General features: G+C 58.9%; 9 protein-coding genes and 1 pseudogene. 3 read left to right on the top strand and 7 right to left on the bottom strand.

Features of this window, described 5'->3' with window-relative positions:
* On the bottom strand, positions 1-262 hold a 262-nt coding region (locus AAAB16_RS15155; protein ID WP_340664063.1), incomplete at its 3' end, for a LemA family protein.
* Positions 263-476: 214 nt separating this feature from the next.
* Here AAAB16_RS15155 and AAAB16_RS15150 point away from each other — a divergent pair.
* Positions 477-716, top strand: coding sequence for a hypothetical protein (locus AAAB16_RS15150; protein WP_340664062.1), 240 nt, complete (start codon positions 477-479; stop codon positions 714-716).
* Complete coding sequence (locus AAAB16_RS15145; RefSeq protein WP_340664061.1) at positions 697-1,077, top strand: hypothetical protein; 381 nt, start codon at positions 697-699, stop codon at positions 1,075-1,077. Before AAAB16_RS15150 ends, AAAB16_RS15145 begins: the two co-directional genes overlap by 20 nt.
* On the opposite strand, the gene AAAB16_RS15140 is transcribed toward AAAB16_RS15145, so the two are convergent.
* Positions 1,067-2,377, bottom strand: coding sequence for an NAD(P)/FAD-dependent oxidoreductase (locus AAAB16_RS15140; RefSeq protein WP_340664064.1), 1,311 nt, complete (start codon positions 2,375-2,377; stop codon positions 1,067-1,069). The genes AAAB16_RS15145 and AAAB16_RS15140 overlap by 11 nt on opposite strands.
* 354 nt (positions 2,378-2,731) lie before the next feature.
* Here AAAB16_RS15140 and AAAB16_RS15135 point away from each other — a divergent pair, with 354 nt between their 5' ends.
* Positions 2,732-4,069 carry a PAS domain-containing methyl-accepting chemotaxis protein gene (locus tag AAAB16_RS15135; protein WP_340664060.1) on the top strand — a complete coding sequence of 446 codons (1,338 nt, stop codon included), beginning with the start codon at positions 2,732-2,734 and terminating at the stop codon, positions 4,067-4,069.
* A gap of 180 nt (positions 4,070-4,249) precedes the next feature.
* Here the strand turns inward: AAAB16_RS15135 and ppa are convergent, their stop codons facing one another.
* The 5 genes and pseudogenes from ppa to AAAB16_RS15110 all read right to left on the bottom strand — a co-directional run.
* Positions 4,250-4,777, bottom strand: coding sequence for an inorganic diphosphatase (gene ppa / locus AAAB16_RS15130; protein ID WP_340664059.1), 528 nt, complete (start codon positions 4,775-4,777; stop codon positions 4,250-4,252).
* Positions 4,778-4,884: 107 nt separating this feature from the next.
* Positions 4,885-5,703 (bottom strand): M90 family metallopeptidase, encoded by an 819-nt coding sequence (locus tag AAAB16_RS15125; protein ID WP_340664058.1) that lies wholly within the window; start codon positions 5,701-5,703, stop codon positions 4,885-4,887.
* Positions 5,704-5,715: 12 nt separating this feature from the next.
* Positions 5,716-6,372, bottom strand: a complete 657-nt coding sequence (locus tag AAAB16_RS15120; protein WP_340664057.1) for a DedA family protein — start codon at positions 6,370-6,372, stop codon at positions 5,716-5,718.
* A gap of 236 nt (positions 6,373-6,608) precedes the next feature.
* Positions 6,609-7,064 carry a GNAT family N-acetyltransferase gene (locus AAAB16_RS15115; RefSeq protein ID WP_110618079.1) on the bottom strand — a complete coding sequence of 152 codons (456 nt, stop codon included), beginning with the start codon at positions 7,062-7,064 and terminating at the stop codon, positions 6,609-6,611.
* A 126-nt stretch (positions 7,065-7,190) separates the two neighbouring features.
* Positions 7,191-7,370 (bottom strand): annotated as a pseudogene (locus tag AAAB16_RS15110) (ethanolamine ammonia-lyase); the annotation flags it as partial.

The following is a 7,370-nucleotide window of genomic DNA, read 5'->3' as shown; positions in this document are numbered from 1 at the left end:
CGCCACTGGCTTCGTGGCGCTGCACGTTATTGCGCTGCTCGGTCAGTGCGGTGAGCGTGGCGCTCTCATAGGCCATATAGCTTTTCAGGCATTCGACCAGTTGTGGAATCAGGCTGGAACGGCGCTTGAGCTGCACGTCGATATCACTCCAGGCCGCGGCCACACGCGCGCGATTGAACACCAAGCGGTTGTAACCGTAGATCACCCCGACCACGAGCAGCAGCAATATGGCTGCCGCCACCCACACGATTGGTCCCTGCATGCATTCACTCCCTTACCGCACGTTGGCGCGTAGCTGGCTGGCGATGCTACTGCAAAATGCGCCCCCATCGCCTGATGTCGGTAACTTTGACATCGAATGGTTGAGAACGAACCTACCTGATCGTCAAAACCATCGTAAATCCGTCCGTGGCGCGGCCGCGTAGCTTCTACCTGCAGATTTCATCGCGTTAACGCGCGCAGGTTAGGAGAGCAAAATGAACAAAACTGAAACCCTGCTAGTGGTGGCCGGCTTGCTGTTGTTGGCGTTGGCCACTGTGCTGTTGATGGCCCATAGCAATGCGGCCGAATGCCTCGATCTGCTGACTGGAGGTTGCCAAGAGGTCGGCTTCGCCTACGAGGGGGGCGGCAAAATAGCGCTGCTGTTTGGCTTTGTGTTGTTTCTACTGGCTGCCTTGCACGGCTTACTGCGCAACGATGGCAACGGCAGGCAGTGACGTGATACAGCGAATAAAAACCTACGCGCTGCCGCTGGCGGCGCTTTTATTGAGCGGCTGCGTGCAATACGACTGGTACAAGGACGGTGCCAGTTTTGAACAGAAAGAACGCCAGGTTTTAGCCTGTGAGGCCGCTTCGCTTAAAGCCCTGCCACCCAATTTCCAAACCAGCAGTCAAAGCACCCAGACCACCGGCAGCACCAACTGCGAGGCCGGCGTTAAAAATTCATGCGGCAAAAAGAACAAGGTCTATACCCAGACCGACTACCAATCCAGCGACGTCAACGAAGACGCACGCTGGGTTCTAGTCAAAGACTACATGTACCAGCAAGGCTGGCGGCAGATAGAAATCAGCCACTGATCTTGCGCTGGCCGGCATCGCGATAGGCCAGGTACTTACGCTGGGTGGCGATATGGTCGGCGATGATCTTGGCGTCATGCCATACGCCCCAGATAAAGGTCGAACCGCGGCGCAGCAACCACGGCAAACCGAGGAAATACACCCCTGGCTCACTGGAAACGCCGCGCTGATGCTGCGGTTTGCCATTGCCATCGAAGGCGTTGACCTGCAGCCAGCTGTAGTCAACGGCATAGCCGGTGGCCCAGATAATGGTGGTGACCCCGGCCTTGGCCAGATCCAGCTCCAGCAGCGGATGGGTTACACAGTCGGGCTGCGGCAGAAAAAAACGCGCCTCGGGCTCTTCCGGTAATTCAAGGCCATTGCGGGCGATATAGGCGTCGGCCGCATCCAGCAGCGACAGGTAGTTCTGGTCGCCGTTGGCCAGGTTTTGCGCCAGGTCCGCTTTGAACTTCACCACGTTGCCGGTGAACGAATCGGTCAGCCCCACCAAGGTAATGCCTAGTTTAGCCAGGGCGCGGAAGTCCACCGTATGGCCGCCGCGTGCGCCGCTCACGGCGATGGTCACGTGTTCTTTACCCGGCTTGCTCGCGGGTGCATCCCACTCGCCCAGCACACCTAACCACCAGCAGAAATCGCGATTACGGTAGGCGCGTGGTGGCCGATCGTGGGCGCCAACGGATAGGTACACCTGTTTGCCGGCGCGCTGTAATTCGTCGGCGATCTGCACGCCGGAAGAGCCGGCGCCCACCACCAGCACTGCGCCTTCGGGCAACTGCGCCGGGTTGCGGTAGTCGGCTGAGTGCATCTGCTTGATGCCCAAGTCTTGCGGCGCAATGGGGGGAATCACTGGGCGCTGGAACGGCCCGGTTGCGGCCACAATCCGATTGGCTTCGAACGTGCCCTGCGAGGTTTCCACCGTGAAGCCTTGGCGGTCAGCATTACGGGTAACTTTCTGCACCTCTACGCCGGTGCGGATCGGCGCGTTGAATTTCTCGGCATAGGCGACAAAGTAATCGGCGACCCGCTCTTTGCCGGCAAAAGCGTCTGGCTCCAGATCATCAAATTCCAGCCCGGGAAAGCGGTCGTGCCACACCGGGCCGTTAGCTACCAGCGAATCCCAACGCGCCGAGCGCCACGCCTCGGCAATACGGCTGCGCTCCAGCACCAGATGCGGTACGCCCAGGTTGCTTAGGTGTTCGCTCATGGCGATACCGGCCTGGCCTGCGCCAATCACCAGTGTGTCGATGGATGTCTTTTCAACTGTCACAGCTATGTCCTTCTGGAAGGCGGTTTGACGCAGAGCGGCCCTAGCCTGCTGCCACGTGCGCTGAGCGCAAATGGAGAAGCGATGGGCGCATTCTGTTCAGCGCCAGCCAATAGCGAAAATATGATTTATGTAGTCGCTACCTAGGAAAAAGTTACCTCTGCCGAGGTCGGCGGAATTCACGACGCAGAGGCGCCGGATCAGGCCCGTTGCGCGCTTTCTTTCCAGCCGTTGGATAGGCGACCGCTCATCAGCAGAACGATAAATACTTGTACATGGCCATGTGGTCTGTACAATTTTTTGTTAGTGTCGCCCTGATGTCAGTCGGCCATCCTTTGGCGTCGCTGTATTGCTCAACCAAGGCCGGAACTAAATCCTAGAGGTGTTGTGATGTTTTCCAAGAGTCTGAAGCTAGAGCTGGCAGCCAGGACGGCCGAAGTGGAAGGGGTCAAGGGAATGATGGCCGCGTTGGAGCGTTCCATGGCGGTCGTTGAGTTTGACCTGGATGGTCGCGTGCTGCGGGCTAACCAGAATTTTCTACAAACCATGGGTTATCAAGCAGAGCAGGTGCTGGGTAAAAGCCACCGAGCGTTCTGTTCTGCCGCCCATGCCAGCAGCAAGGAATACGCAGACCTGTGGGCCTCGCTGCGTGCGGGTAAGTTTGTTTCCGGCACCTTTCAACGGGTAAATGCCAGTGGCGCCAAGGTGTGGTTAGAGGCGAGCTACAACCCGGTGATCGACGGCAACGGGAAAGTGGCGAAGGTGGTCAAGTACGCCATGGATGTCACAGCCAACGTGCTGCACGAGAGCGATACCCAGGCCAAGTTGACCGCCGTTGACCGCGCCATGGCGGTGATCGAGTTCGACCTTAACGGCAATATCCTCAAGGCCAATGACAACTTTGTGCACACCATGGGTTATGGCGAGAAAGAGATTATCGGCAAGCCGCACCGCATGTTCTGCGAGCCGGCGCTGGTCAACAGCCCTGAATACGCCGAGATGTGGCGCGGCCTTAACCGCGGCGAAATTCGTGGCGGTCAGTTCAAGCGCCTGGCTAAGAATGGCCGTGTGGTATGGCTGGAAGCGACCTACAACCCGGTGTACGACCTCGACGGCAAGCTGTGCAAGGTGGTGAAGTTCGCCAGTGATATCAGCGAGCGCATTGAAAAACAGGAAGCCGACGCCCGCAGCGCCGCCCGTGCCCACCAGATATCTATGGAAACCGAAGAAAAGGCCGAGAGCGGTACGCTGGTGATACAAGACACCGCCCGGGAAATGCGCCAGATAGCTTCGAATATCAGCGACTCAGCGCAGCTGGTCGCCCAGCTTGGCGCGCGTTCCGAACAGATCACCGCCATCGTCAACACCATCCGCGGCATCGCCGATCAAACCAACTTGCTCGCCCTCAACGCCGCCATTGAAGCGGCGCGAGCAGGCGAGCAGGGCAGAGGCTTTGCCGTGGTAGCCGATGAAGTGCGCAGCCTGGCGGGGCGCACCAGCGGCTCTACTGCCGAGATTTCCGAGCTGATCAGCCAAATTCTCAAAGAAACCCGTGAAGCCGTAGCGAGCATGACGCTGACCCAGGAAGTCGCCGACCACGGCGTCGAACTGGCCGACCAAGCCGGCGCCATGATTGTGGCCATTCGCGATGGCGCCAGCAGCGCGGTGGAGGCGGTGAGTATGTTTGCTGCGGCGACCGATACAGGCCGCAAGGCGGCAAGGGCCTGAGACGCGGCGTTAGCGGGGGAACGGCGCTAGTCCACGCTCGGCTTAACACTCTGGGTCCCCGCCTGCGCGGGGATGACGACGTTTTACGCTTAGCGCCATCCTGCCAAACCCGACGCCAATCACCGATTAACGCCCATAAAAAAACCGGCTTGTGGCCGGTTTTTAGTGGGAAGCCTTGGCTTATTTTTGGTAAGCCGCAACCGCCTTCAAAATTTCGGCACGGGCCGCGTCTGCGTTGCCCCAGCCTTCAACCTTGACCCATTTGCCTTTCTCGAGATCTTTGTAGTTCTCGAAGAAGTGCTTGATTTGCTCAAGCAGCAACGGCGGCAGGTCGGTGTATTCCTTAACGTCGACATACAGCTGCGACAGTTTGTCGTGCGGTACGGCGAGCAGTTTGGCGTCGCCACCGGCTTCGTCGGTCATGTGCAGAACGCCAATCGGGCGTGCGCGGATTACCGAGCCTGGGGCTACTGGGTAAGGGGTTACCACCAGCACGTCGAGGGCGTCGCCGTCGTCAGCCAGGGTGTTGGGGATGTAGCCGTAGTTAGCCGGGTAGAACATTGGGGTGGCCATAAAACGGTCGACAAACAGGCAGTCGCTGTCTTTGTCGATTTCGTATTTGATCGGCGCGTGGTTGGCCGGAATCTCGATGGCGACGTAGATGTCGTTCGGCAGGTCTTTGCCGGCCGGGATCTTGCTGTAGCTCATGGGTTCGCTTCCCTTGGTTGGCCAATCAGGCTTTGGCTGGACGGTTGCCGGCCAAAAAGTGGGCCGGATTATAGGCATATTCGTTGGCCGTTACCATGCTTGACGGCTCAGCCATTGGTCGCGTTTGTCTCGCTCTTGTGGCCGTGTTCAAGGCGTTGCATCCGCGCCAGCGGGTCTTGCCGGTAAAAAGCCTGCAATTGGGTGTACACCTTGGGGTAGGCCTGCATCAGCAGGTCGGGGGCGCTGAAAAAATATTCGCTGGTAACGGCAAAAAACTCCGCGGGGTTCTCCGCCGCGTATGGGTCGATGGCGGTTTCGGCGTCGGGGTTGGCGTCGAGCTGGCGGTTGAGGTCGTCGTAAGCGCTTTGCATGGCGCTCGACCAATCCTCCAGGCGCATATCGCTGTGCAGCGGCGGCAGGCCGTTGGCGTCGCCGTTAAGCATGTCGAGCTTATGCGCCAGCTCGTGAATCACCAGGTTATAGGCATCCCAACCGCCGCTGCTGAGCACCCCAGGCCAGGCCAGAATCACCGGGCCGCGTAACCAGGCTTCACCACTGTGTTCGCCATCCCATTCGTGCTCAACGCCGCTGGCATCGCGATGTTTCTGTGGGCTGACGAAGTCGTCGGGGTACAGGACGATTTCATGGAAACCCTGATACCAATCCAGGTCGGGCAGGTGCATTAGCGGCAACTGCGCTTGTGCGGCCAAGTGCAGGCGCTCTTCGCTGTGCAGTTCCACGCCGGGCAGGGCGGTCAGGTGTTTGTCGTGCAGAAACAGTACGGCGCGGTGTTGCAAGCGTTGCTCTTCAGCCGCGCTGATACCGTCAAGAATCGGCAAGCGTTCGCGCACCCGCGCCCAGGTTTCAGGCGTAATCGGGTGCTTGGCGAGGATGCGGCGTTGGCGCCAACCGCGCAGAAACCACATAACGGCGCTGGCTTAGTTAACCGAGTCGGGCGCGGTATCTGGGCGATTACGGCTGTGCCACCAGCCAATCACCATGGGCAGCAGCGACAGGCCGATGATGCCGATGATCATCAGCGACAGGTTGTCTTTGATAATGGGCGCGTTGCCGAAGAAGTAACCCAGCGTCACCAGGCCGCCTACCCACGCCACCGTACCCAGGGCACTAAAGCCTAAAAAGCGCATGTAGGGCATCTTGCCGACACCGGCTACAAACGGCGCAAAGGTCCGCACGATGGGCAGAAAACGCGCCAGGGTTACGGTTTTGCCGCCGTGGCGATCATAGAAGTCATGGGTGCGATTGAGGTAGTCGCGGCGGAAGATTTTCGATTTCGGGTTGCTAAACAACCGCTCGCCGACATTGCGCCCGATGATGTAGTTGGTGCTGTCGCCCAACACGGCTGCCGACATCAGCAAGGCGGCCAGCAACACCGGGTCCATGCTGCCGGTGGCGCACATGGCGCCGGCGATAAAGAGCAGGGAGTCGCCCGGCAGGAACGGCATTACCACCAAGCCGGTTTCGCAGAAGATCACCAGAAACAGGATGGCGTAAATCCACACGCCATAGTTCGCCACCAGCACGGCCAAGTAATTGTCCAGGTGGAGAATCAGGTCAATCGGGTTGAATTCCATATGACGCCTATATGCGCTGCGTAAAAAAGGCACTGGCATCGATAGCCGGTAGGTCGGTCGGCATTATAAGAGCAAGGTCCTGGGCTCGCGCTGCAGTTTGTTGCAGCGCGTTTCCAGCAATGCGACCGATGGCCCATTGCTGAAAAAAGCTTGCCCTGCCGTGGTGCGCCAGTCAGGCGCAGCGTTCGCTCTTGGGGCCGCGAGCGAGGCTAACGCAGCCCTGTGAACGGCGTAAGTCAGTCGCTGTTGATCGGCAGCACGTAGTTTTTGAATTGGCTGTCTTCCTTGAAACCAATCGACTCGTACACCTTCTGCGCCACTTCGTTGTTGCTGCTGGTGGAAACGCGCATGCGCACGGCGTGGGTTTCTTTGGCCATTTTTTTCGCCGTTTGCAGCAAGCGGTCGGCAACCAGTTGGCGGCGTGCGTCTTCGGCTACGTAGATGTCGTTGAGGATCCATACACGCTTGAGCGACAGCGATGAATAGCTCGGGTACAGCTGGCAAAAGCCCATCAGTTTGTCTTCATCGTCGGCCAGCGCCAGGTAAATCACCGACTCTTTGCGGCGCAGACGCACTTCCAGAAATTTACGCGAAGAGTCCGGAAATGGCAGCTCACCATAGAACTCGCGGTATTTGACGAACAGCGGCGTCAACAGATCCAGGTGCTCAAGGGTGGCTTGGACAATGCGCATAGTGGCCTCGACTGCAATGAAAAAGGACGGCGCTGACAAAGCATGGGATGTGCCAGCGCTGTCGAGATGCTGCCTGTCGCGGCTAGAAAGCGCAATCCAAGCAAGCGTTTGATCCTACGCCGCGGGTTACGCTTTCGGCGCGTCGAGGAGGAAGTTATGGCGCATGTCCGGGGCATCTTCGCTACCCAGGCTATGCACTTCGGCTTCGTCCTTGAGGTTTACGCCCGACAGCTGCCGGCGACAGGCCTCACGCATCAAGTACAGCAGGCGATGGGCGGCCATGCCATAACTCAGGCCTTCGAGGCG

This window comes from Pseudomonas sp., assembly GCF_037994325.1.
In the GTDB taxonomy this organism is placed as follows: domain Bacteria; phylum Pseudomonadota; class Gammaproteobacteria; order Pseudomonadales; family Pseudomonadaceae; genus Aquipseudomonas.
This window is presented reverse-complemented; position numbering and strand designations above follow the sequence as displayed.

Bases quoted from the DNA above. Each gene is read 5' to 3' on its own strand.
- AAAB16_RS15125 (WP_340664058.1), bottom strand. From the start codon at position 5,703: ATGTGGTTTCTGCGCGGTTGGCGCCAACGCCGCATCCTCGCCAAGCAC.
- AAAB16_RS15145 (WP_340664061.1), top strand. From the start codon at position 697: ATGGCAACGGCAGGCAGTGACGTGATACAGCGAATAAAAACCTACGCG.
- AAAB16_RS15150 (WP_340664062.1), top strand. From the start codon at position 477: ATGAACAAAACTGAAACCCTGCTAGTGGTGGCCGGCTTGCTGTTGTTG.
- AAAB16_RS15120 (WP_340664057.1), bottom strand. From the start codon at position 6,372: ATGGAATTCAACCCGATTGACCTGATTCTCCACCTGGACAATTACTTG.
- AAAB16_RS15115 (WP_110618079.1), bottom strand. From the start codon at position 7,064: ATGCGCATTGTCCAAGCCACCCTTGAGCACCTGGATCTGTTGACGCCG.
- AAAB16_RS15135 (WP_340664060.1), top strand. From the start codon at position 2,732: ATGTTTTCCAAGAGTCTGAAGCTAGAGCTGGCAGCCAGGACGGCCGAA.
- ppa (WP_340664059.1), bottom strand. From the start codon at position 4,777: ATGAGCTACAGCAAGATCCCGGCCGGCAAAGACCTGCCGAACGACATC.